The 24,897-nt window shown below is 33.0% G+C and carries 24 protein-coding genes; 17 read left to right on the forward strand and 7 right to left on the reverse strand.

Annotation, left to right across the window (positions count from 1 at the left end):
• Positions 1-265: 265 nt before the first annotated feature.
• Together CELLY_RS05690 and CELLY_RS05695 are read left to right on the forward strand one after the other, a co-directional pair.
• Entirely contained in the window at positions 266-1,183 is a 918-nt protein-coding gene (locus tag CELLY_RS05690) for an OmpA family protein (RefSeq protein WP_013620705.1), read from the forward strand.
• A 20-nt stretch (positions 1,184-1,203) separates the two neighbouring features.
• Entirely contained in the window at positions 1,204-1,803 is a 600-nt protein-coding gene (locus tag CELLY_RS05695; RefSeq protein WP_013620706.1) for a hypothetical protein, read from the forward strand.
• A gap of 73 nt (positions 1,804-1,876) precedes the next feature.
• On the opposite strand, the gene CELLY_RS05700 is transcribed toward CELLY_RS05695, so the two are convergent.
• The 7 genes from CELLY_RS05700 to CELLY_RS05730 all read right to left on the reverse strand — a co-directional run bounded on the left by CELLY_RS05700 (position 1,877) and on the right by CELLY_RS05730 (position 8,830).
• A complete protein-coding gene (locus CELLY_RS05700) occupies positions 1,877-2,872 on the reverse strand; it encodes an acyl-ACP desaturase (protein ID WP_013620707.1) in 996 nt (331 codons plus the stop codon).
• 39 nt (positions 2,873-2,911) lie between these two features.
• Positions 2,912-3,637, reverse strand: a complete 726-nt coding sequence (locus tag CELLY_RS05705) for a metallophosphoesterase family protein (RefSeq protein WP_013620708.1) — start codon at positions 3,635-3,637, stop codon at positions 2,912-2,914.
• Complete coding sequence (locus tag CELLY_RS05710; RefSeq protein WP_013620709.1) at positions 3,634-4,716, reverse strand: TFIIB-type zinc ribbon-containing protein; 1,083 nt, start codon at positions 4,714-4,716, stop codon at positions 3,634-3,636. Before CELLY_RS05710 ends, CELLY_RS05705 begins: the two co-directional genes overlap by 4 nt.
• A gap of 57 nt (positions 4,717-4,773) precedes the next feature.
• Complete coding sequence (locus CELLY_RS05715; RefSeq protein ID WP_013620710.1) at positions 4,774-5,910, reverse strand: SPFH domain-containing protein; 1,137 nt, start codon at positions 5,908-5,910, stop codon at positions 4,774-4,776.
• Between the two features lie 106 nt (positions 5,911-6,016).
• Positions 6,017-7,153: an ATP-binding protein gene (locus CELLY_RS05720; protein ID WP_013620711.1), complete on the reverse strand. Its 1,137-nt coding sequence runs from the start codon at positions 7,151-7,153 to the stop codon at positions 6,017-6,019.
• A 27-nt stretch (positions 7,154-7,180) separates the two neighbouring features.
• A complete protein-coding gene (locus tag CELLY_RS05725; RefSeq protein WP_013620712.1) occupies positions 7,181-7,939 on the reverse strand; it encodes an SDR family NAD(P)-dependent oxidoreductase in 759 nt (252 codons plus the stop codon).
• Between the two features lie 15 nt (positions 7,940-7,954).
• Complete coding sequence (locus CELLY_RS05730) at positions 7,955-8,830, reverse strand: aldo/keto reductase (RefSeq protein WP_013620713.1); 876 nt, start codon at positions 8,828-8,830, stop codon at positions 7,955-7,957.
• Positions 8,831-8,976: 146 nt separating this feature from the next.
• On the opposite strand from CELLY_RS05730, the gene CELLY_RS05735 reads away from it, so the two are divergent.
• The 15 genes from CELLY_RS05735 (at position 8,977) to rimK (ending at position 24,876) form a co-directional block, all read left to right on the forward strand.
• Positions 8,977-9,330, forward strand: a complete 354-nt coding sequence (locus tag CELLY_RS05735) for a hypothetical protein (protein WP_013620714.1) — start codon at positions 8,977-8,979, stop codon at positions 9,328-9,330.
• A gap of 245 nt (positions 9,331-9,575) precedes the next feature.
• Positions 9,576-10,577 (forward strand): AAA family ATPase, encoded by a 1,002-nt coding sequence (locus CELLY_RS05740; protein WP_013620715.1) that lies wholly within the window; start codon positions 9,576-9,578, stop codon positions 10,575-10,577.
• An 82-nt stretch (positions 10,578-10,659) separates the two neighbouring features.
• Positions 10,660-11,526, forward strand: a complete 867-nt coding sequence (locus CELLY_RS05745) for a DUF58 domain-containing protein (protein WP_013620716.1) — start codon at positions 10,660-10,662, stop codon at positions 11,524-11,526.
• Positions 11,526-13,199: a hypothetical protein gene (locus CELLY_RS05750; RefSeq protein ID WP_013620717.1), complete on the forward strand. Its 1,674-nt coding sequence runs from the start codon at positions 11,526-11,528 to the stop codon at positions 13,197-13,199. The genes CELLY_RS05745 and CELLY_RS05750 overlap by 1 nt, the downstream gene beginning before the upstream one ends.
• A complete protein-coding gene (locus CELLY_RS05755) occupies positions 13,200-14,198 on the forward strand; it encodes a vWA domain-containing protein (protein WP_013620718.1) in 999 nt (332 codons plus the stop codon).
• Positions 14,199-14,213: 15 nt separating this feature from the next.
• Positions 14,214-15,260 carry a vWA domain-containing protein gene (locus CELLY_RS05760; protein ID WP_013620719.1) on the forward strand — a complete coding sequence of 349 codons (1,047 nt, stop codon included), beginning with the start codon at positions 14,214-14,216 and terminating at the stop codon, positions 15,258-15,260.
• On the forward strand, positions 15,261-16,148 hold the full coding sequence (locus tag CELLY_RS05765) for a tetratricopeptide repeat protein (protein ID WP_013620720.1): 888 nt from the start codon (positions 15,261-15,263) through the stop codon (positions 16,146-16,148).
• An 8-nt stretch (positions 16,149-16,156) separates the two neighbouring features.
• The gene (locus CELLY_RS05770) at positions 16,157-17,935 is read left to right on the forward strand and encodes a BatD family protein (protein WP_013620721.1); all 1,779 of its coding nucleotides are present in this window, start codon (positions 16,157-16,159) and stop codon (positions 17,933-17,935) included.
• Between the two features lie 2 nt (positions 17,936-17,937).
• The gene (locus CELLY_RS05775) at positions 17,938-18,690 is read left to right on the forward strand and encodes a tetratricopeptide repeat protein (RefSeq protein WP_013620722.1); all 753 of its coding nucleotides are present in this window, start codon (positions 17,938-17,940) and stop codon (positions 18,688-18,690) included.
• A gap of 64 nt (positions 18,691-18,754) precedes the next feature.
• Positions 18,755-19,030, forward strand: a complete 276-nt coding sequence (locus CELLY_RS05780; protein WP_013620723.1) for a hypothetical protein — start codon at positions 18,755-18,757, stop codon at positions 19,028-19,030.
• 244 nt (positions 19,031-19,274) lie between these two features.
• The gene (locus CELLY_RS05785) at positions 19,275-19,904 is read left to right on the forward strand and encodes a carbonic anhydrase family protein (protein ID WP_013620725.1); all 630 of its coding nucleotides are present in this window, start codon (positions 19,275-19,277) and stop codon (positions 19,902-19,904) included.
• Between the two features lie 123 nt (positions 19,905-20,027).
• Positions 20,028-21,893: a SulP family inorganic anion transporter gene (locus CELLY_RS05790; protein WP_013620726.1), complete on the forward strand. Its 1,866-nt coding sequence runs from the start codon at positions 20,028-20,030 to the stop codon at positions 21,891-21,893.
• A gap of 81 nt (positions 21,894-21,974) precedes the next feature.
• Positions 21,975-22,994, forward strand: coding sequence for a phenylalanine--tRNA ligase subunit alpha (pheS, locus tag CELLY_RS05795; RefSeq protein WP_034646745.1), 1,020 nt, complete (start codon positions 21,975-21,977; stop codon positions 22,992-22,994).
• A 23-nt stretch (positions 22,995-23,017) separates the two neighbouring features.
• Positions 23,018-23,413, forward strand: a complete 396-nt coding sequence (locus tag CELLY_RS05800) for a hypothetical protein (RefSeq protein WP_013620728.1) — start codon at positions 23,018-23,020, stop codon at positions 23,411-23,413.
• Between the two features lie 71 nt (positions 23,414-23,484).
• A complete protein-coding gene (rimK, locus tag CELLY_RS05805; protein ID WP_013620729.1) occupies positions 23,485-24,876 on the forward strand; it encodes a 30S ribosomal protein S6--L-glutamate ligase in 1,392 nt (463 codons plus the stop codon).
• The last annotated feature ends 21 nt before the right edge of the window (positions 24,877-24,897 follow it).

Below are 24,897 nucleotides of genomic sequence, written 5' to 3' on the forward strand. Positions count from 1 at the left end.
GCCGCACTTTGCGGGAGAACAGGGTTTTTTTCCTACTATGATACCATAAAAGTAATATTAATATTTCTACGTTTTGCATAGAATTATATATTTACAAGCAAACAATGTATATCTGGTAGGTTTTAGTACATAACTGGTAAGTTAAACTGCAAAAAGTAAAAAATTCATTAAAAAAAGTTTAAGAATGCGTATTTCTTTAACATTTTTAACATTTTAAATAATTTTTTTTTACATTGTAGCGTAAACACAAAAAAACCAGACCATTATGACAAAAAAACTAATGTATCTACTCGGAATTATTATCACAATTCTGGTAGGAACTTACTTTTTTATTACGTGCTGTACATGTTGCGGATTTGCAACTACAGATTCAAATACTGTAACAGACACAAATGAAGAAGTTCAAACCCCAATTGAACCAAAAGCAACCGCTTATCCTTTTTCTTTAAAAGGAAATGGTTTTGAATTTGACAGCAATGACAATTTTAACTTTAAAAGCTCAGAATTTGCATACCAAGAGCCATTATCTGAAAATGTAAATAAAGGTGTAGTTGCAATACAACAGTACATAGATAAAGATCCTAAAAACGCAGTTACCATTACAGGCTACTACACGGCTGAAGAAGAGAACAAGTCTGCTTACCCAAACTTAGGTATAGCCAGGGCAAATACCATTAAAAATTATGTAGTTGCAAGCGGCGTACCCTCTTCTAAATTAAATATTTCCGGACAATTAATGAATTCTATGGTACCTAAAGATAGTATTTATATTGGTCCAGTTGCCTATGACGCTGTTATAGCAGAAGACAACACAGCACAAATGGATGCTCTTTACTTAAAAATTAAATCCAATCCATTAGTTCTTCATTTTAAAACAGGACAGGCAGCCATAAATTTAACTGCAGAACAGAGACAAAAAATAGCAGATATATCTACATATTTAGATAAAGTAGAAGGAGCAATGTGCAATGTAGTTGGCCATACTGATAATACAGGAGACCGAACAACAAATATTGGCCTTGGACTTAAAAGAGCAGAATTTGCTAAAGAATACCTAACAAACAACGGCATTTCTCCTTCTAAAATAAACACATCTTCTAAAGGCCCTGATGAGCCTATAGCAACCAATGACACAGAAGAAGGTAAAGCTCAAAATAGAAGAACAGTAATAACATTAAAATAAACACACAAACTATCTTAAATATGGAAAACACAAACATCTGGTGCTGGATTATACCTGCTTTAGTAGGCATAATTTGTGCAATTCTTGGCTATCTGTTAGGCAAAGGCAATAAAGAGATTATAGACAACTCTGAAGACTTACAGTTATGGAAAGACAAAAACAGTAAGCTAACAACAGACAAAGACCAACTTACCGCTAAAAATACACAATTACAGGCAGATTTAGATACTTGTAGAGCTAAAGCCAAAGAAGCTGCCAAAGCAGTTGTTACACCACCTGTAGCTGCAATGGCACCAACTCCAACACAAGATGCCGGCATTGCTTTTGATGCTGCTGCAGCAAAAGCTGTTTTTGGTAAAAAAGTAAAACAAGACGATTTAAAACTAGTAGAAGGAATTGGACCTAAAATTGAAGGTCTTTTTCATACGTTTGATATTAAAACTTGGAAAGCATTATCTGAAGCTACAGTAGCTAAGTGCCAAGAAGTTTTAAACTCTGGTGGAGAACGTTATAGAATACATGACCCATCTTCATGGCCAATGCAAGCAAAAATGTGCTATGAAGGCAAATGGGCCGATTTGCAAAAATGGCAAAGTGAGCACAAACACGGTAAACTATAACAACATCAACAACCAAGCAAAAAACCCCAATTCCTTATAAGAATTGGGGTTTTGTTTTATGTATAAAACGGTATTAAAGCATACCATTTGCCTGTACCCATTTAAAGTGGTATTGGTCTTCATCAATTTTCATACGGTCTGATATACGTTGTAATCTAGATGGTAATTTAGTTAAATAATCTCTTGCTTTTTCTGCAGAATCATTTAAACCTCTTAAATTTTCAATATCCCAATAACCGTTAAGCTTGCTAAGAATTTCTATATAATCCTGAGCTGTATATACTCCTAACCTTTGTGCACAATTACTAAAAGTTTCAAAAGCAGTACCTATGCTACCGCCAGACTCGCGCAAAAAGTGTGCTGGCATAACAATTTTACGCTTCATCATATCTGCAAAAGCTAAAATCATTCCGTTAGGGTCTTGATCCATAATTACTTTAACAAACTCTCTGTATGCTAAGTGATGACGCATTTCATCACCAGCAATAATATTACACATTTTACCTAGTAAAGTATTTCCTTTTTTCTTAGCCATTTGCCCAACTCTTTTATGAGATATGTTGGTAGCCAATTCTTGAAAAGAAGTATAAACAAAGTTTTTATACGGATCTCTATCCGTTCCAATATCAAAACCATCTGCAATTAAATGCTGCGTAGTAATTTCAACCTCTCGCATATTCACTCTACCAGATAAGTATAAATATTTGTTTAACACATCTCCGTGTCTGTTTTCTTCTGCTGTCCAGTTTCTAACCCATTTAGCCCATCCATTTTCAGGACCATCATGTTGGTCTACACCTTCTACATCCATTAACCAAGACTCATAGGTTGGTAATGCCTCTTCAGTAATAGTGTCTGCCACTAAAGTAACCCAAAAATCATATCCTAATTCTTTGGCCTCTTCTCTAATTTGCTCTACCTCATTAAAAAAGTTATCGCTCTGAGAGTCTGGTAAAAAATCTGTTGGCTGCCATATTTTTTCAATAGGAACTAAGTAGCTGTCTATAAAACCTTCTACTTTGTCCTCAATGGCTTTCATTACCTCTAATCTTATGTTGTGTGCAGACATATAATACTAGTTATTTTTAACAAAGGTCGACAATAATTTTTAATTCCTTCCTTTTTCTGTAGGATAAAAAGTTGTAACAGGGTCGCTTTGCCACACCTCTTTTGTATCTACATTTAACATAGATAAAGGTCCTTTAAAAGCAGCACCTGTATCTATATTATAAACATTTGCAGCATTTTGCGGCACTGTTTTTCCTATGCGTGTAACAGGTGTGTGCCCTATATATATTTCGTTATATTTTAATAAGCGGGGCGGGTATTTTTTATCTTCCTTTGCTAAGGCACGATCTACTGCTAAGGCAAGCTCCCACAATGTTCTATCCCAATAAAAAGTTTTTTCAAAATACTCAAAATCTACACCCTTTAAATTGGTAAAACCTGCATGTAAAAAAAGCCTGTTTTCTTCATCTAAATAATAGTTTTCTAGATTTTCTAAAAAAGCTATATGTTCTTTTTTTGTAGCATTATCAATACCCAAGTAAGAGGTTTGTGTAGCTTGCCCGCCGTGTAAAACCCAAGTATCATTATGCTCATCTGTTTTTAACCAATTAAGACAAAGCTCATCATGATTACCTCTAATAAAAGTACAGTTATGCGTTTTATTTAACGCTATTAAATAATTAATTGTTTCTACGGCATCACTCCACCCATCTACATAATCACCTAAAAAGATAAGATGATCGTTTGTAGTTACAGCTGCTTTTTGCAACAACTGTTCTAATGCTTTTAAGCCTGAGTGTATGTCTCCTATTACTAATTTTCTCATTGAGCAAATAATATAAATAATGCAATTACTAGCACTATAAAAAGTATTAAAAAGAATATTTTCCAGAATGAATATGGTCTGGTACCACTTATTTTTCCTGTTTGTCCGTTTACATAAAACCTATACTCTTTACCATTGTAATTGTATGCACTAATATAAATTGGCAATAAAATATGTTTAAAAGTTTCATCTTTTAGTTTGATATCTGTTGAAGATATTTGCTGTGTATCTCCACCAATATCACTTCGTATCCAATTGTGTGCAATTTGTTTGGCCTTAGCAAAAGATTGATGATGCCCTTCTTTTAAAGAAATGGTATACTTTTCTGTTACAAAACCTGCTAAAAAACTAGAGTTGTACGGTTTTAATTCTTTCAGATTCCAAAAAGCAACTTTTGATGGTACTTCTCTCTGTTTTTTTTCTGACGCATTAATTAAAATATCATCTACAAAGCCATTAACAGTACCAGATGCTGGGTACCATCTTGTTCTACGCTCTTGCCTTGTGCTTGTTCCGTTTTTGGTTTTATATGTTTTGGTAACATAATAATACTCTCCTCTTTTGCCTATATAATCTGCAGTCATATTAGCATCAAAAGTCCAATGTGGCATATACAACCCACGAATACCTTCTGGATCTAGTGCCGCTTTTTTTAGCTTATTAGGCGCAAACCAAATACCATTAACCCAGTTTTTAAAAATGCTTCTTGCTTTTTTTGTATCTATTTGAAAAGGCACTACAGCACTTGGCAAAATCCAACCTTCCTTTTCTATGTCTTCTGTAATTAAGGGCTCACTACAATACACACAGTGTAAGGACTTGTAGTTTTCTTCTATATGCTGATTTGCTCCACAGTTTTTGCAATGCAACAACTCTATAGTTTCTGTATAAGCATTGTCTCCAACAGCTTTTAAGTAATGCTCTAGTTCTAACTCTTCAAAACTACTTTTAGCTTGTTCTATAAACTCTTCATACCCACAATACCCACAGCTTAATTGCTGTGAGCCGGGTTTGTATTTTAACTCTGCACCACAATTGGCACAAGATTTCTTTTGTTCAGATTGTTTTAATTCTTCCATAAAAATTACCACTAACTAAAGGGTAAAAATTTTTTTAGGTTGATGAAGATTAGAGTATTATACTGTTGGTAAAGGTGGTGGTGTGTTACCGCCTAAAAACACTTTTAATTCTTCTACGTTTTGCAAAGCAGACCAATTTGCCATTCCTTGTTTCCAAACTAATGAATCTTTATTAATAGTTCTGTTTGCAAAAAGCTCTTTTAGCTTATCAAAAGTAACAGGACCCATTTGTTGACCATTTGCAGCATAAAAATACTGTACTTGTGTTGGCATTGGCGGAGGCACGGCCGCTCCTTGTGGCTGTACTGCTGGCTGTTGTTGCATCATTTGCGGATTCATCATTCCGCCCATTTGTTGCGCCATTACAAAGCCCATTCCCATTCCCATACCAGCACCTGCTGTACCACCATCATTTTTGGCAGCTGCTTCAATTGCTTTTGCTGTTTTAAATTGGGTTAATTTATTTAAATCTAACTTATCCAACCTACTGTACTCAAAAATTTCTTTTTTAAGCTCTTCTGGCATAGACACATTTTCTATGTAGAATTTCTCTAATTCTATACCAATACGACTAAACTCTGGCTTCATTACCTCTTGGCAAGTGTCAGACAATTCTGTTGTATTAGCTGCATATAGTTCTATTGGCAAATTAGCCTCACCAACAGTATCTGTAAAACGTGTAACTATTAAGCTTTTAAGGTGTTCATTAACTTCATAGTTTGTGAAATTACCATCTGTACCTACAACATCTACTACAAATTTACCTGCATCTTCTATTCTAAAACTATACGTACCAAATGCTCTAATTTCTGTTAACCCAAAGCGTGCATCACTAAGCATAATTGGGTTTTTAGTACCCCATTTTTCATCTGTAAATAAGCGTGTGTTTACAAAATAAACCTCTGCTTTAAACGGACTATTAAAACCATATTTCCAACCTTTTAAAGTGGTTAAAATTGGTAAGTTTTGAGTGTTTAAAGTATATGTCCCTGGATTAAAAACATCTGCTAGTTGCCCTTCATTTACAAATACTGCAACTTGTCCTTCTCTAACAATTAGTTTTGCGTTATTTTTAATTTCGTTTTGGTAACGCTCAAAACGGTGTACAATAGTATCGTCAGTATTATCTAACCATTCTATTATATCTATAAATTCGTGACTTAATTTCTTTTTAATTTCATCAAATATTCCCATTGTGGTAGTGTTTTAATTTTACTGAAAAAAGATAGTGTTTTTAAGGCTATCATCAAACTAATAAACTTTAAAAAGCTATTAAATTTATGTTCTTAACTAGGCAAGTTTAATTATACTTTACTTTTCTTAAAATTCTAAAAGCCTCTTTTAAAGACATATACACATTTTTATTGTGTTTTTTTATTAATGGTTTTGCTCTTTCCATTTGTAAAAATGCATCAGGAAAATCATTTAAAAAACAAATTAAATAAATGTCTGGCAACTGTTGCAAATCTGCTTCTTCTTGTTTTGTTAGCTGTTGTTGCTTTTCTAACTTATCTACTAAAGTATTGGTTGCATTAAAAATATGATGCAATGATTTTTTATTGTATTGTGGCGGATTAAATATTAAAGTACTTTGTATAAAATACTTTCCGTTATCATTAAAATTTAAAATTACTTTTTCAAACGGATAATACTTTTGTTGCTTACCCAAACCCAATTGCACATACTCTGTAGTGGTAAAAGAATCGTCATTAAAGGCTATTGTTATTTCATCTAAATTAGAATAAAACAGTTTTACTTGCTCGTTAATTAATTCTATATCTACCCTGGAATAGAATGTTTGGTCTTTTATTTTTTTTTGATTTCCGGCCCAACAAACCACAAACTGTTCTTTAAAAACTTTATAATTACTTGTTAGGTCTTTATGACGGTTGTTTATAAAGTCTATAACACCATCTAAAGTAAGTTCTATATTATTTTTGGCGTGTTTTTCTATAGTTGCAACTGCTGCAGAATTAATATCTTTTAGTTCTACATTGTACGCTTTTGGCAAGCTTATACTACCCTCTCTAAAAAATACAGAGCCACCGTAATATTTCCAAATATTTTTACGCAGCGCACATACTTTACCGTTAGATTTTATGGTTACTAAACCCACCACTTTACCTTCTGGAAGCTGAGGAAACGGTATGTTTTCATAAGAAATTAAAGGAGGATTATCTAAATACGCATTTACTAAATTTTGTATTTTACTATCATCAAAAAAATCTACACCAACTATTGTGTTATCTTCATCTTCTACGCCAATTACAATAAATGAATTGTTGTGAGGATTACTATTTGCTAAAGCGCATACGTGCTTTAAAAATTTTGCTTTGCCTTCTTTTTGACCAATATCTATAAAGCGCTTTTTGTCATAAAAACTATTCTCGTCATTATGAGCCAGAAGGTTTTTAACTAAAAGTCGCTTATTAATCATTTTAAAAGTGCTGCGTTACAAAAAAAATCAGTTTTTATTTACAATTGTACTACTTGCTTGTGCTGTACTCATTACCACCAAATCTGCAATATTTACATGGTATGGCCTGGTTACAACAAAATGTATTATATCTGCAATATCTTCGGGTTGTAATGGTTTAAAGCCTTGGTAAACTTTTGCCGCTTTTTCTGTATTTCCCTTAAACCTTACTTCACTAAATTCGGTTTCTACCATTCCTGGATTTACAGCACCAATTTTAATATTATACGGATTTAAATCTATACGCATTCCTTGATTTATGGCATCTACAGCGTGCTTACTAGCACAATACACGTTGCCTTTTGGGTATACCTCTTTACCAGCTGTAGAACCAATATTTATAATGTGCCCAGACTTTTTAGCTATCATATTAGGAATTACAGCTTTAGAAACATATAACAACCCTTTAACATTAATATCTAGCATTGCGTCCCAGTCCTCTAAACTTCCATCTTGTATAGGCTCTAAACCGTGTGCGTTACCTGCATTATTAATAAGAATATCAATATCTTTAAAATTGTTTGGCAAACTCTCTATTTGTGCTAAAACAGTTGTTTTGTTGCGTACATCAAAAGTTAAAGTGTGCACAGCAACTTCTTTCTCTAACTCCCTTTTAAGCGTATCTAAACGCTCTTGTCTGCGTCCGCATAGCACTAAGTTTATATTATTTTGAGCAAATAATTTGGCCGTTGCCATACCAATACCACTTGTAGCGCCAGTAATTAATGCAATTTTATTTTTATTCATTTTTTGTATAATTTTTTAAGGAACAGGATGCCCCTGACTAGCTTTTAACAACACAAACCAATCTTCTAATTCTAACTTAATATCTAAAGCGTTAACAGATGCCGCTATACGTTCTGGAGTAGCAGTACCAACCACAGGATGCACGTTAGCAGGGTGTTTTAAAACCCAAGCCAACAACAACTGATCTTCGGTTGCATTGTATTTTTTAGTAAGTTGGTTTAAACTATCCTTAATACGTTTAGTTTGCTCATTTGTCTCCTTAAAATAAGACCCTAAAGAACTCCAAGCCATTGCCATTCTTTTATTTGTAATACAGTCATCTAAAGTACCGTCATACATAACAGTGTTTTGGGTTAATGAAAACTCTACCTGATTACCAGCAACAGGAACCACAGTCTCAATCATTTGTATTTGCGAAGGTGTAAAATTAGAGACTCCAAAATCTATTATTTTACCCTGGCTTTTAAGCTGATAAATAGCCTCAGATATTTCTAAAGGATGCATTAATGGACTTGGCCTATGAAGCAATAAAAAATCTATATAATCTGTTTTTAAATTTTTTAAAGATTGATGAACCGACTCAATAATATATTCCTTGTTGTATTGGTAATGTCCAATTTTAGCCTCTCTAGCATCACAAACATATTGTATACCACATTTGGTAATAAGCTGTAAATTTTCTCTAGAAACTCCGCTGTTTGCAAATGCAGCACCAAACATAGCCTCATTTGTATAGCCACCGTAAATATCTGCGTGGTCAAAAGTTGTTATGCCAACATTTAAACAATGGTGTATTAGCTTATCTATTTCTGCTGTAGATAAGTTTTTCCCCCAGCTTCCCCAGGTCATTGTACCAGCTATAATTCTCGAGTAATTTTGCGTTATCTTCATAATAGTTGTAAAAGTAAAAAATAAAATCTCCAACAAATAACAATAAGAAATGAATTATAGCAAGAAGTATTTTATTATCGTCCTTTTATATTTTAGAGTTTTTTCTTAACTTCATTAAGTTGATTGTTTTAACAAACGACTTAATTATGAAAAACCTCATACTTATACTTTTCTTTTTAAACTCTTACAATTGTTTTTCTCAACAAGACAATTCTAAAATTATGCAAGAAATTAAACAAACTACAGAATACAAAGAATGGCATTCCTCGTTACTAGCCTATACCCTTTTTAACTATAAAAAATTTAACCTTACAACATCAAAAGTTTTAAATAAAAGTAGTTATTATTATATTCTAAATGAATTAGGAGATAACAAGGCTGAAAAGAGCGATGCTTTTAGAAAAAAACTAGCTACTTACGACTTAAATTTATCTCCAGATGAAGTTTCTAGTATATTTATAAAACCGATTACTCTTGAAGCTAAAGAAAAAATGAACTAATTTTTTGTCCGGTTTTAAAAACTTTTTTCAACTTTTTAAGTACATTCAAAAAATCCTCCTTTTAACTGCTACCATCTGGTTTTCATAACACTATGTGAAAATTAAAAATATTTTCCTTAAATAGTTCATAATAATAGTAGCGTTATACAACATTTAACCTATTATTAACAGCAGAACCGTAAATAAATTAAGATTTTGCATCTTATTAAATACTTTTATATTTTGCAGAACAATTTTAATGGCTTATGGAAGAAAATACTACAGTAGATATTAGTGCGGTTAACGAGAAAATTGCTCAAGAAAGTGCTTTTATAGATCTACTAATGCTAGAGATGAACAAAGTAATTGTGGGTCAGAAGCATATGGTAGAACGCCTACTAATTGGATTACTAGGACGAGGACACATATTATTAGAGGGTGTGCCAGGACTAGCTAAAACATTAGCAATTAACACTTTATCTAAAGCAGTCCGCGGTGACTTTAGCAGAATACAGTTTACACCAGATTTATTGCCTGCAGATGTTGTAGGTACAATGATATACAATATTAAAGAGAACGATTTCTCTATTAAAAAAGGACCAATATTTGCAAACTTTGTTTTGGCAGATGAGATTAACAGAGCCCCTGCAAAAGTTCAGTCGGCTTTGTTAGAAGCAATGCAAGAAAAACAAGTTACTATTGGTGATGAAACTTTTGTTTTAGAAAAACCTTTTTTAGTAATGGCTACACAAAACCCTGTTGAGCAAGAAGGTACGTACCCACTGCCAGAGGCACAAGTAGACCGTTTTATGTTAAAAACAGTAATTGACTATCCTAAAATTAATGAGGAGCAGTTAATTATGCGTCAAAACTTAAAAGGTTCTTATGATGAGGTTAAACCTGTGGTTACTGTACAGCAAATATTAAATGCACAAAAAGCTGTAAAGGAAGTATATATGGATGAAAAGATTGAAAAATATATCTTAGACATCATATTTGCCACACGTTACCCAGAAAAATACAATCTAGAAAATTTAAAACCACTTATAAGTTTTGGAGCATCTCCTCGTGGTAGTATAAACTTAGCTACAGCAGCTAAATGTTATGCTTTTATTAAACGTAGAGGGTATGTTATTCCTGAAGATGTTAGAGCCATTGTACATGATGTGTTAAGACATAGAATTGGAATAACTTATGAGGCTGAAGCAGAAAACATTACTTCTGAAGAAATAATTAACAAGATTGTAAACGAAGTAGAAGTGCCTTAAATCAGTCGTCAGTTATATGTCGTGGTTCTGTTTTTATACAAACAAAAACTACAATCTAATAATGTACACTGCAAACTGAAAAATGGATACTAAAGAATTACTTAAAAAAGTACGAAAAATTGAGATAAAAACTAGACGTCTCTCTAACCACATATTTGGCGGAGAGTACCATTCTACGTTTAAAGGACGTGGTATGACGTTTAGTGAGGTGCGCCAATACCAATTTGGCGATGATGTACGTGCTATAGACTGGAACGTTACCGCACGTTATAACGAACCTTACATTAAAGTTTTTGAGGAAGAAAGAGAACTTACAATGATGCTTATGGTAGATGTAAGTGGCTCTGAAAACTTTGGCACAACCAATCAGTTTAAGAAAGATATTATTACAGAAATATCTGCTACACTTGCTTTTTCTGCTCTTCAAAACAATGACAAAGTTGGTTTAATTTTATTTTCTGATGAAGTAGAGCTTTTTATTCCTCCAAAAAAAGGAAAAAGTCACGCATTGCGCATTATTAGAGAGCTGTTAGAATTTACACCAAAAAGCACTAAAACAAACTTATCTGAAGCCCTAAAGTATTTAACCAATGTAATGAAAAAGAAAGCCATAGTATTTGTGCTGTCTGATTTTATTACTGATGATTATTTACAAACGTTACGCATTACTGGTAAAAAACATGATGTTACAGGCATACGTATTTTTGATGAAAGAGAAGAAACTATACCAAACATAGGTATGGTACAAATGCAAGATGCAGAAACTGGCGCCATAAAACTTATAAACACACAATCTAAAAAAGTAAGATTAGCTTATGGTAAGTACTACCAAGATAAAGTAACTTACTTTAAAGAAACATTTACAAAATCGGGCTGCGGAACACTAAGCTGTAGGGTAGACGAGAGTTATGTTAAAAAGCTATTAGGCTATTTTAAGCGAAGAGGATAATGACAATTAGTAACAAGCAAATAATTAGTACAAGTAACACATTACTAAAAATAATGTGTGCCTTAGTGTGCCTTGTTTTTGGTTCATTTTTTAGTTATGCCCAAAACCAACCTAAAATAACAGCAGATATAGATACTACTGCTATTAGAATTGGTGAGCAAATTAAATATACCATTTTTGTAGATGCAGATTCTACCGCACAAGTGTTGTTCCCTGAAGACCAAACCTTTTCTCCTTTAGAAATGGTTGAGGCCTTAGAAATAGATACCACAAAGTATAAAGACCGTATTACATTACAGCGTTCTTATGCCCTTACTCAGTTTGATTCTGGTGCTTATACCATTCCTATACAACGTATAGAAATTAATGGTAAAGCTTTTTTTACAGATTCTTTAAGGGTTAATGTTGGTACTGTTAAAGTAGATACTTTTGCTCAAAAAATGTACGACATTAAACCACTTATGGAGGTCGAAAAATCTTCTTCATTCCCTTGGTTGCTAGTTAGTATTATTGTAGCTAGTTTACTAGTGGTTATAGGTTTAATTTACTGGTTTATTTTACGTAAAAAACCATTAACTGACGAAGAAAAAATAGCGCTATTACCACCATATGACCGAGCAATTATAGAACTTAAAAAACTAGAAAATTCTAAATACATTATACAAGATGAGTATAAGGAGTATTACTCTGAGCTTACCACTATTGTACGTTCTTATTTAGAGGAAGATGTAAAAATATCTGCCCTAGAAAGCACTACAGACCAACTTATTACCAAGCTAGAACTTTTAAAAGATGCAGGGCAATTAAAGTTAGATAATGATACTATATCACAATTTAAACGTGTTTTGCAAACTGCAGATTTAGTAAAATTTGCCAAAAAGAAACCAGAAACTTCTATTGCAGAACAAGACCGCGTGGCAATAGCTCAGATTGTAGAAAAAACACATGAGGCGTTACCAGAGCCTACAGAGGAAGAATTGCTTAAAAATGAAGAATACCTAGAAGAATTAGCGCGTAAAAAAGAAAAGAAAAAATGGATTATTGCCATTGCCACTTTTGTAGGTGCTTTATTAATTGGTTTAGGGGTCTTAATTAAAGTATATGGCTTTAAAACAGTAAAGGACACAGCTTTAGGCCACCCTGTAAAAGAATTATTAGAGAACGATTGGATACAAAGCTCTTATGGCTACCCACCAATACAAATAGAAACACCAGAGGTTTTAATTAGACAAGAAGTTAATTTGCCTCCAGAGGCTAAAGCAAATATTAAAGAACTGCAATTGTTCACCTATAAAAGCAACAAAACACTGTTTGCTGTTAGTGTTTCATCTGCAACATTTGCTAATCCGCAAACAGAACCAGATTTTAATCAGGTAGCAGAAAAAATATTGGCAGAGTTTGAGGCTTCTGGGACTAAAAATATAACCACAAAGCAAGAGGAGTTTAATACATTTTCATCTGACACTAAAGGCTTAAAAATATATGGTTCTGGCAAGTTTAAAATGCCAAATTCTAAAGAATTGGTTAATGGTGAGTATGCAATAATTTGTTTTGGAGGCAAAGGTTTTCAGCAACAAATACTTGTAACCTACTTGGCAGATGACGAGTATGCACAACAAATTGCAGATCGCATATTTAATTCAATTGAAGTTAAAGAAGATAAAAAAGAATAAATGTTAGAGAATATCACTTTTGCAAATCCTCAGCTTTTTTGGTTGCTATTATTGCTACCATTGGCTGTGCTATGGTATTTTTTTAAACATAAAGAAGAAACTGCAGCACTAAAAATATCAAGTACACAAGGTTTTACAGATACCAGTATTTTATCTAAATTAAAACCTATACTTTTTGTTTTACGCTTGTTAGCTATGGCTGCAATAATTACCGCCTTAGCACGCCCACAAACTAAAGACGTTTCTACCAGAACAAAAACTACTAAGGGTATAGATATTGTTATGGCTATAGATGTATCTTCTAGTATGCTTGCCAGAGATTTAAAACCAGACAGGCTAACTGCCCTTAAAAAAGTTGCAGCAGATTTTATTAAAAAAAGACCTAATGACCGTATTGGCTTAGTTGCTTATGCTGCTGAAAGTTATACTAAAACACCTATTACTAGTGACAAGTCTATTGTACTATCATCATTACGCCAAATAACGCACGGGCAATTAGAAGATGGTACCGCAATTGGTATGGGTTTAGCAACGGCTGTTAACCGTTTAAAAGACAGCAAATCTAAAAGCAAAGTCATAATATTACTTACAGATGGCGTAAACAACTCTGGTTTTATTGAGCCAAAAACTGCAGCAGATTTAGCTGTAGAATATAAAATTAAAACATACACCATTGGTTTGGGTACAAATGGTAACGCATTAACTCCAATTGCTTTTAATCCAGACCGTACTTACAGGTATGGTATGAGGCAAGTAGAAATTGATGAAAAACTGCTGGAAGAAATTGCTACTGTAACAGGCGGACAATATTTTAGAGCTACAGACAATGAAAAGCTTTCCGCTATTTATAATGAAATTAATAAGCTAGAAAAAACAGATATTGAAGAAATTAAATATACCAATTTTGAAGAAAAGTTTAGACCATTAATACTGTTAGCTGGTATTTTACTTTTACTAGAATGGATAATGCGTAACACTTTATTTAGAAGTTTTATCTAAGATTAAGAAAGACAAATGATACAAATAGACGAAAAAACATATTTCTATTTACTGTTCATCATTCCTGTAATGGTGGTCATCTTTGTGCTGCTTTTAATCTGGAAAAAAAGAGCGCAAAAGAAATTTGCAGATATACACTTACTAAAGCGCTTAACACCTACTAAATCTACCTTTAAATCAATTTTAAAATTCTGTGTATTTATTTTAGGATTAACACTTTTAATAGTTGGATTGGCAAACCCTAAAATTGGCACAAAACTTGAAACTGTAAAAAGAGAAGGTGTAGATATTGTTTTTGCTGTAGATGTATCTAAAAGTATGCTTGCAGAAGACATTGCTCCTAGCAGGTTAGCTAAAGCAAAGCGTATTGTTTCAGAAATTATTGCGCAACTTGGTAGTGACCGTATTGGTATTATTGCTTACGCAGGGCAAGCGTACCCACAATTACCAATTACTACAGATTATGGTGCGGCTAAAATGTTTTTACAAGGTTTAAACACCAATATGCTATCATCCCAAGGTACAGCTATTAACCAAGCGTTAGATTTGGCTTCTACGTATTATGATGATGATGAGCAAACAAACAGAGTGTTATTTATAATTTCTGACGGAGAAGACCACTCTGAAGGATCTACAGAAGGTGCAGTAGAAAAAGCAGTAGACCAAGGTATAAAAATATTTACCATTGGGGTTGGCACAGAAAAAGGAGCTCCAATACCTATAAAGCGTAATGGAGTTTTACAAAGTCTTAAAAAAGACTTACAAGGAGAAGTTGTAATTACAAAACTTAACAAAAGCGTTTTAGAAGATATTGCAGATGAAGGTAATGGCCAATTTATAGATGGTACAAATACTAATGATGCTGTAACTATTATTAAAGAAGAATTAAATAAAATGGATAAAACAGAGTTTGAAGCCAAACAATTTTCTGAGTACAAAGACCAGTTTCAATGGTTTATTGGTGCAGGATTGTTGTTTTTATTTATAGATATTTTTCTTTTAGACCGAAAAACAAAATGGCTTCAAAAACTTAATTTGTTTAACGAAAAAGAAGTAGAATAAATGAAAAAGCTAGTATACATTGTTTTTTTAATAGGATGCTTTACTTATGCACAAGATGATGCAGACGTTAAAGAAAAAGAAAAAGCATTAAACACCTCTAAAAATTTAACTTGGGAGGCTAATAAAGAACTATCTGAAAATAATTTTTCACAAGCAGAAGCAAATTACCGTAAAGCAATTTCTAAAAGTTCAGAAAATGCTGTTGCTCCATATAATTTAGGGAGTGCTTATTACAATAAAGAAACGTATAGTGAAGCTTTTGGCAGGTTTAAGCAAGCTGGTGAGTTAGCTAGCAGCAAAGCAGATAAACATAAGGCATACCACAATATGGGTAATGTTTTTATGAAAAACAAAGAGTATGAAAAAGCGGTAGAAGCATACAAAGAAGCTCTTAGAAATAACCCTTCTGATGAAGAAACTAGATACAATTTTGCCTTGGCTAAAGAGCTACTAAAAAAACAACAAGACGAGCAAAAGAAAAACGACCAAAACAAGGACGACAAAAAAGACAATAAGGAAGACCAAAAAGATAAAAACGAAGACAAAGAAAAGAACGAAGGGGACGGAGACGATAAAAAAGACGACCAAGGAAAAGATAAAGATAAAAAAGACGGCGAAGACAAAAAGGATAAAGGGGACGAAGGAGACAAAGAAAATAAAGATGATAAGGACGGCAAAGGTGACGATAAAAAAGACCAAAAAAAGCCAAATGATAAAGGAGATAAAAAGCCGCAAGACCAACAACAGCAACCAAGGCCTAATCAGCTCTCTAAGCAACAGGTAAAAAACCTATTAAAAGCTATGGAGAATGAGGAGAAAAAAGTTCAAGAAAAAATGGATGCCCAAAAAGTAAAAGGCGCTAAAGTAAAGAACGAAAAAGATTGGTAATTAAACACATGAAAACGAAACTATACATATTATATATTCTAACTTTTTTTACGCTCAGTAGTGCTGTTGCACAAGAAGATAAAGTTACGTTTTCTGTAAAACTTAGTAAAGAAAAACTAGGGCTTAATGAGCGTTTAAAGGTAGAGTTTACCACCAATAAACAAGGTGATAATTTTGTTGCTCCTAATTTTAACGGATTTACTGTATTAATGGGGCCTGCAACATCTATAAGTAGATCTTGGAACAATGGTAAGCGTAAATTTTCATTATCATACTCTTACATTTTACAGCCTACTACCAAAGGAAGTATTACTATAGATCCTGCAAAAATTACTATAGATGATCAAGAATATAAATCTGACGCAAAAACTATAACGGTTACAGATGCTGTTGTAAACCCTAATGCTCCACCGTCTGCTAACGACATAGCTCAAGAAAATTTACATCTTGTTGCAGAAATAAGCAAACCAAACCCTTATTTAAACGAGGCTATTACAGTTGTTTATAAAATGTATGTTAGTCCTTCTATAGAGGTGTCTGGTTTCCAAGCTGTAGACAACCCTAAGTACAATAATTTTTGGAGTCAAGATATTCCTGTAAAAAGATACACAACTAAAGATGATACGTATAAAGGAGAAGAATACAGGTCTGTAATTTTAAAACGTGTTGTTTTGTATCCACAAAAAACAGGCAAACTTACTTTAGAGCCACTTTCTTTAGACGTTGGTGTGCAAGTACCTACACAACGAAGGGACTTTTTTGGTGGACCAATATACGCACAAGCTAACTTAAGAGTATCTGCTGGTAACAGGTATATAAACGTCAAACCTTTGCCAGAAGAAGGTAAACCAGCAAGTTTTACAGGTGCTGTAGGAGATTTTAATTTCTTGGTTACCACAAGTAAAACCCATTTAAATGCTTCAGAATCTCTGCAAGCTAAAGTAGAAATTAACGGAAAAGGTAATTTAAAGTTATTTGATATCCCTACGTTAAATTTACCTGGTTCATTAGAGGTTTATGATCCTGAACACGACGAAAAAGTAACTACCTCTTACACCGGTATGGAAGGTAAAATTAGTGACAGTTACACTATTGTACCAGAATACAGAGGCAAATACCCAATACCTAGTATTGCGTTTAGTTATTTTAACCCTAAAACTAAAAAATACCACACGCTTAACTCAGAAGAATTGGTTATAAATGTGGTAGAAGGACCAACTAACACAGAAGATACTGCGGCTAAAAACGCCAACGCAACTACTAAACAAGTTGTAGAAACTAAAGGCAAGCAATTTAATTTTATAAAAACGCAAACCACCCTAAAGCCAATTTCTAATACGTACTTTTTTAAGTCTACGGCTTATTATTTATGGTTATTACTGCCTATATTATTAATTCCTATAGCTATATTGTTGGGTCGTAAAAGAGAAGCAATGGCATCTGACGTAGTGGGTAACAAAGTTAGAAAAGCAAATAAACTGGCTCGTAAATATTTATCTGCAGCCAAGAAAACTCTGGGTAAAAAAGAAGCATTTTATGTTGCCCTAGAAAAAGCGTTGCATAATTATTTAAAAGCAAAACTTAAAATTGAAACATCTGATTTTAGTAAAGATAAAATTACAGATTTACTAAATCAGAAAGGCATAGAACAAAGCACTATAGACGGATTTATATCACTCTTAAAAAACTGTGAAATGGCACGTTATAGTCCGTTTTCTAATGTGCAAATGCAACAAGATTACAATAAAGCAAGTGAAGTAATTTCACAAATGGATAAACAATTATAATTATGAAAAAAATACTATTTATACTTGTTTTATGCGTTTCGTTTTTGGGATATTCTCAAAACAACGACCTATTTAAAAAAGCTACTGATGCTTATAATAATGGCAAGTATGATGCTGCTATAAAAGATTATCTACAAATAATTGACAACGGCAAGCACTCTGCAGAGCTTTACTACAACCTAGGAAACTCTTACTACAAGCTTAATAAGGTTGCTCCTAGTATTTACTATTATGAAAAAGCACTATTACTAAAACCAAATGACAGCGAAATAAAAAATAACTTAGCGTATGCAAAAAATATGACTTTAGATGTTATTAACCCTTTGCCGGTTACTACACTAAAATCTATTTACAATAAAGTAGTTGGTCATTTTAATTTTGACCAATGGGCATACTTAAGCGTTGTGCTAATAATTTTGTTTGTTATTAGTTATATTGCTTTTAAGTTTTTTAATTACTCTACTAAAAAAAGAATTTCGTTTGTAGCAAGCATCACCTTTTTACTTTTATCAATTACAGCAATTACAGCTGCATATTTAAATTATTCTGATTTTAAAAAAAATAGACCTGCAATTGTTTTTAATGAAGAATCTTTAGTATTAGAGGAACCAAATACTAGAAGCAAAGAAGTATTTAGACTACATGAGGGCACTAAAGTTTTTGTACTTGACGAATTAAAACAGTATTATAAAATAAAATTAGCTGACGGCAAAACGGGCTGGATTTCATCTGAAGAAATAAAAGAAATTAAATAACTTTACGTTTATTACAACCTAATTTAAATTTCAGTTTTATACATTTGCCCTCCTAAAATTTATAATGTTCAAAAAGTTTTCATCCATATTTTTAGCAATTTTACTCGTTGGTTTTATTATTACTCCAACCGTGCTTTTGCATTTAGATGATAGCATAGAAATATCTATAACACTTAATTCTGGTGAGGATGAAGAGTGCAACTCTTTAGAGATTATATCTTCAACCACTAATTGGACTTTTTTACACCCTTTTACATCTAGTATTACACCAGTTTATTATAGTAAAACCTATTCTAAACCACATTTTAACCTACTATTGCCACCTCCAGAGCTAAGTTAACACTTGGTTATATTTTAGCTTTTTTAGACTAAAATACACTACACCCAAAAAGTAAAACGGTACTTTTAAGTCAAATTATTTTACATCTATTTTTAGTTTTAAACTTAGTGTTAGAACCAAAAATTTATCAGCTATAAATTTGCTTTTACGCATATTTACGGACTGACTATTATTAAAATTTAAATTCATTTTTTAGTTTAATATATCAACTAAAAATTCAACTTATATAAAACATAATTATTTTATGAAAGCGCATACAAAAGAAACACAAGCTACAATGACACCAGAAAAGTCATTGCAATTTTTAAAAGAAGGAAACCAAAGATTTCAAAACAATTTAAAAGCTCACCGCAACCTGTTAGAGCAAGTTAATGACACTAGTGAAGGCCAGTTTCCTTTTGCAACAATATTAAGCTGTATAGACTCTAGAGTATCTGCAGAATTGGTTTTTGATCAAGGTTTAGGAGATATTTTTAGTGTACGTATTGCAGGTAACTTTGTAAACGAAGATATTTTAGGTAGTATGGAGTTTGGCTGTAAACTAGCAGGCACAAAACTAATTGTAGTTTTAGGACATACTAGCTGTGGTGCAGTAAAAGGAGCTTGTGATAATGCAGAATTAGGAAACTTAACAGCAATGTTAAGCAAAATTAAGCCTGCAGTAGAAGCAGTATCAGAACCAGCAGATGAAAGCTTACGTAACTCTAAAAACTTAGAATTTGTAGATAATGTAGCTGCTAAAAACGTACAACTTACTATAGACAGGATTGTTGCAGAAAGTGAAGTTTTAGCAGATATGCAAAGCAAAGGAGAAATTAAAATAGTTGGTGCTATGTATGATATTAACTCTGGTGCTGTTACTTTTTTTGAGTAATTAAACTAAAAAATAACACAAACTACTTTTTAGTAGTTCTATCATTTTTATTGTATATTATATAACTATTTAGTTCAATTTTTTTGATTGGTAATTGTTCTAAAAAAAAATCAATTTAAATCTATGAAAAATCTTTTCTCTAATGTAAAAGGAGATATTTTTGGTGGTATTACCGCTGGTATAGTTGCTTTACCTTTAGCACTAGCTTTTGGAGTTAGTTCTGGCCTTGGTCCTGCTGCTGGTTTATACGGAGCTATTTTTATTAGTTTCTTTGCTGCACTATTTGGCGGTACAAGCACACAAATTTCTGGACCCACAGCACCTATGACGGCTGTAAGTATGGTTGTAATTGCAAGTATTATTGCTGTTCATGATGGCGATGTAGAAAAAGCACTACCATACATATTATCTGTGTTTATTTTAGCAGGATTAATGCAAATTAGTCTTGGTTTACTTGGTATGGGTAAATACATAAAATACATTCCCTACCCAGTAGTGTCTGGTTTCATGACTGCAATTGGGGTTATTATATTGGTTACACAAATACTACCTGCTATTGGTTATTATCCTAAGGAAGATGAAGATTTAGTAAACCAATTTAAACCGCAAGCAGAAGAAATTATATTGCAAAATATTCTAAAAGAAGAAGCTGGCGAAGGTATTTTGGTTTTAGATCACTTTGAAGAAACCATAAAAAGAGCCAATACTGTTACAGATGCAGATACACTTAAAGAAGCAAAAACGTTAGCTGCAAAAGAAGCATCTGGCGTAATAGGTTCTTTAAAAGTACTGCCAAGAGCAATACAATTTATTAGTTGGCTAGAGCTTGCATTAGCAATTGCTACCATTGTTATTATTTATGGCTTTAAACGTATTACAACTGCCGTACCAAGTACCTTAGTGGCACTTATAGCTGTTTCTGGAGTAGCATTTATATTTAAACTGCCATACAGACGAATTGAGGAAATACCTACAGGTATGCCTATGCCTAATATGGCAATATTTACTCAATTTAGCATAACATCTTTAACGCCTTACATTTTTACAGCGCTTACCTTAGCGCTATTGGGTGCCATAGATTCTTTACTAACATCTGTTGTTGCAGATAATATGACTAAGACTAAACACAAGCCTAATAAAGAATTAATTGGTCAAGGTATTGGTAATACCATTGCAGCAATTTTTAATGGTATACCAGGAGCAGGCGCTACCATACGTACGGTTGTAAATATTAATTCTGGTGGTAAAACAAAATTATCTGGTATGGTTGCAGGTATAGTTCTTTTAGTTGTATTATTAGCATTAGGACCTATTGCCTCTCAAATACCAGCAGCGGTATTAGCAGGTATTTTAATTACCGTTGGTATTGGAGTTATGGACTATAAAGGACTAAAAGCTATTCCTAGTTTACCTCGCGATTTAAAAATTGGACCACTTAAAGTAAGCTCAGAAGTAATAATAATGCTTGTAGTTCTAGTACTATCATCGGTATGGAACTTAGTATATGCTGTAGGTATTGGGCTTGTTATTGCATCATTAATGTTTATGAAAAAAATAGGCGATCTTACGGCAGAACGCTCAGATGTTAAATCGCTCTTACAAGAAAAAGCCTGGAAGGACGAAGCTAACTTTCCTGTTAATTTAAAAGAAGAGGTTTTTATTAAACATATAAAAGGTCCTTTGTTTTTTGGCTCTACTAGTGAATTTCAACAGTTGGCTTCACAAATACCTAGTACGGCAAGTACTGTAATTATTAGAACCGGAAGAATGCAGTATATGGACCAGTCCGGACTGTATGCAATGGAAGATGTTTTGGTAGATCTTAAAAAAAATAACGTAAACGTACTTTTTGTAAATCTATTACAACAACCCAAGTACATGATGGAGCGTATAGACATTATTCCTGACCTAATTCCTGTAGAGCATTTATTCTCTAATTTTGATGATGCTGTTGCCTGGGTTAAAGAAAATGTGAAAGACACCTATTAAATGTGACTACAAAACATTAATTAATACAATCCAATACGGGAATAATTGCTAAATTTGCCGCGTATTGGATTTTTTTGTGTTATGATAGATGAAATAAAAAAACATATTGCATTGGTTAATGAGTTTACCTCAACAGAGCTAGACGCAATAGAAAGTTTTAGAATAAAATATTTAGGTAAAAAAGGATTGTTAAATGACTTTTTTGCTGAGTTTAAAAATGTGCCAAACGAACAAAAAAAGGAGTTTGGCCAAACTATAAATCAGTTAAAAAACGCTGCTACAGAAAAGGTAAACTCTTTAAAAGATGCTTTAGCTAGCACAACGGTTAGCGATAGTGTTTACGGAGATTTAACACGCCCAGGACAACCAATGTCTATTGGTGCAAGGCATCCAATATCTATAGTAAAAAATCAAATTATAGAGATTTTCTCTAGAATAGGATTTAATGTTTCTGAAGGCCCAGAGATTGAAGATGACTGGCACAATTTTACTGCACTTAACTTGCCAGAATATCACCCAGCAAGAGATATGCAAGACACCTTTTTTATACAAACCAATCCAGATGTTTTGTTGCGCACGCACACCTCATCTGTACAGGTAAGGTATATGGAAGACAACAAGCCACCTATACGTACAATTTCTCCGGGTAGAGTATACAGAAACGAAGCAATTTCTGCTCGTTCTCACTGCTTTTTTCACCAAATAGAAGGTTTGTATATAGATAAAGATGTTTCGTTTGCAGATTTAAAGCAAACATTACAATTTTTTACGACAGAGCTTTTTGGAAAATCTAAAATTCGTTTGCGTCCATCATATTTTCCATTTACAGAGCCTAGTGCAGAAGTAGATGTGTATTGGGGACTAGAAACAGAGTCTGACTATAAAATTACCAAAGGAACCGGTTGGTTAGAAATTGGTGGTTGTGGTATGGTAGATCCTAACGTACTTAAAAACTGTGGTATAGACCCAGAAGAATACTCTGGTTTTGCCTTTGGCGTTGGTATAGACCGTATTGCTATGTTATTACACCAAATTACAGATATTCGTTTATTAAGTGAAAACGATGTTCGCTTTTTAGAGCAATTTAAAAGTGCCTTGTAAAAACAACTTAAAGCTATAAATAGATGAAAAAAGACATCATAATACCAGTGATTAAAGATGTACACGTTGCTATTATACACGAGTTTAACAAGGAGTTTTTAGATAAAGAGTGGAATGTTTATGTAATTAACAACAAAACAGAAACCATAGAAATGGTTTTGGTTGTTTCTAAAGGGTATGATAATGATAGAATAACCTCTACAATGAGACATTCTATTGCTAAGCTAGATGGTAAATCTTATGCTAAAGTAGAAATGGTACAAGAAGATGTTTTACAATTAAACAACGAGTTTTTTGTAACTTTTTTTGCTGATAATAAGCTTTTTGAAAAGCGTTTTGTTTTTGAAAAAAATACGGTTAACGAAGCTAATTTAACTACAATTCCACTTATTGATAAGGACGGAGTTTTAGCAAAATAATAGCCTTAAGGAAACATACATTTGTCAGTTTTTAAGTTACATTCGCACTTTTTAAAATAAAAATTTTACCTATGGGCAATACTACTAAGTTTGATGAATTACAAGTTATTGGAGGAGAAGAGTGGTGTGTTTTTGAAGAACTAGGAATACCTGCTATAAAAGCGCGTGTAGACTCTGGCGCAAAAACATCTTCTATACAAGCTAATAATGTAAAAGTTTACAACAAGGGGGTAGAAGAATGGGTAAAATTTGAGGTAAACCCTATACAAGAAAACAGAAGTGTAACCATTACTTGTGAGGCTCCTTTAGTAGACCGTAGAACGGTAAAAAGTTCTGTTGGTATTTCTGAGGAACGCTTAGTGGTAAAAACCTCTATTAAATTAGGCAACAATATACATAGTGTAGAGCTTACGCTTGCCAACAGAGACACTATGGAATACCGTATGTTATTAGGTCGTGAGGCTATAAACCAACGTTATATTGTTAACCCTGCAGAAAGCTATTGTATGCAAAATTTTTCCGAAGAAGAAATTCAGGAGAAATACGCTTCTCATATGGCCGAAAAATCGGGTTTAACAATTGCATTATTAGCCAGTAATCCTAATTTATACAGTAACAAAAGAATTATAGAGGCTGGTGAAGCTAGAGGTCATGAAGTTGTTTTTTTAAATGTGGAAAACGCTTATATGAAACTAGATACAAAATCGCCACAAATACGCTACAGAGGTGGTAATGTTTTAAATAAGTTTGATGCTGTTATTCCTAGAATTAAGCCATCGGTTACTTTTTATGGTTGCGCATTAATTAGACAGTTTGATAATCTTGGTGTGTATTGTTTAAACACAGCAGAAGCAATTACACAGTCTAGAGACAAGTTATTTGCCTCTCAGTTATTTTCTAAAAACGATATTGACATTCCTATTACTGGTTTTGCAAAATCTCCAATGGACACCAAAGACCTTATACGTATGGTTAATGGGGCTCCGTTAATAATAAAATTATTAGAAAGCACACAAGGTAAAGGTGTTGTTTTAGCAGAAACAAATAAAGCAGCAGAGAGTGTTATTAATGCATTTAAAAGTGTACAAACAAACATTTTAGTACAAGAGTTTATTAAAGAAGCAAACGGCCAAGACATACGTTGTTTTGTGGTAAACGGAAAAGTTGTAGCATCTATGCAGCGCCAAGCTCAAAAAGGAGAATTTAGAGCTAATATTCACCAAGGTGGTGTTGCATCATTAATTAAAATAACGTCTGAGGAGCGCAAACTAGCAGTTAAAGCAGCAAAAATATTAAACTTAGCTGTTGCTGGGGTAGATATTATACGCTCTAATAAGGGCCCTTTATTGCTAGAGGTAAACTCTTCTCCTGGTTTAGAAGGCATAGAGTATGCAACTGGTTTAGATATTGCTAATGTGATGATTAGAGCTATTGAGAAAAAACTCAACTACACATCTAACTAAATAAAAAAGTCTAGTAAATTT

The organism is Cellulophaga lytica DSM 7489 (genome assembly GCF_000190595.1).
Lineage (GTDB): Bacteria > Bacteroidota > Bacteroidia > Flavobacteriales > Flavobacteriaceae > Cellulophaga > Cellulophaga lytica.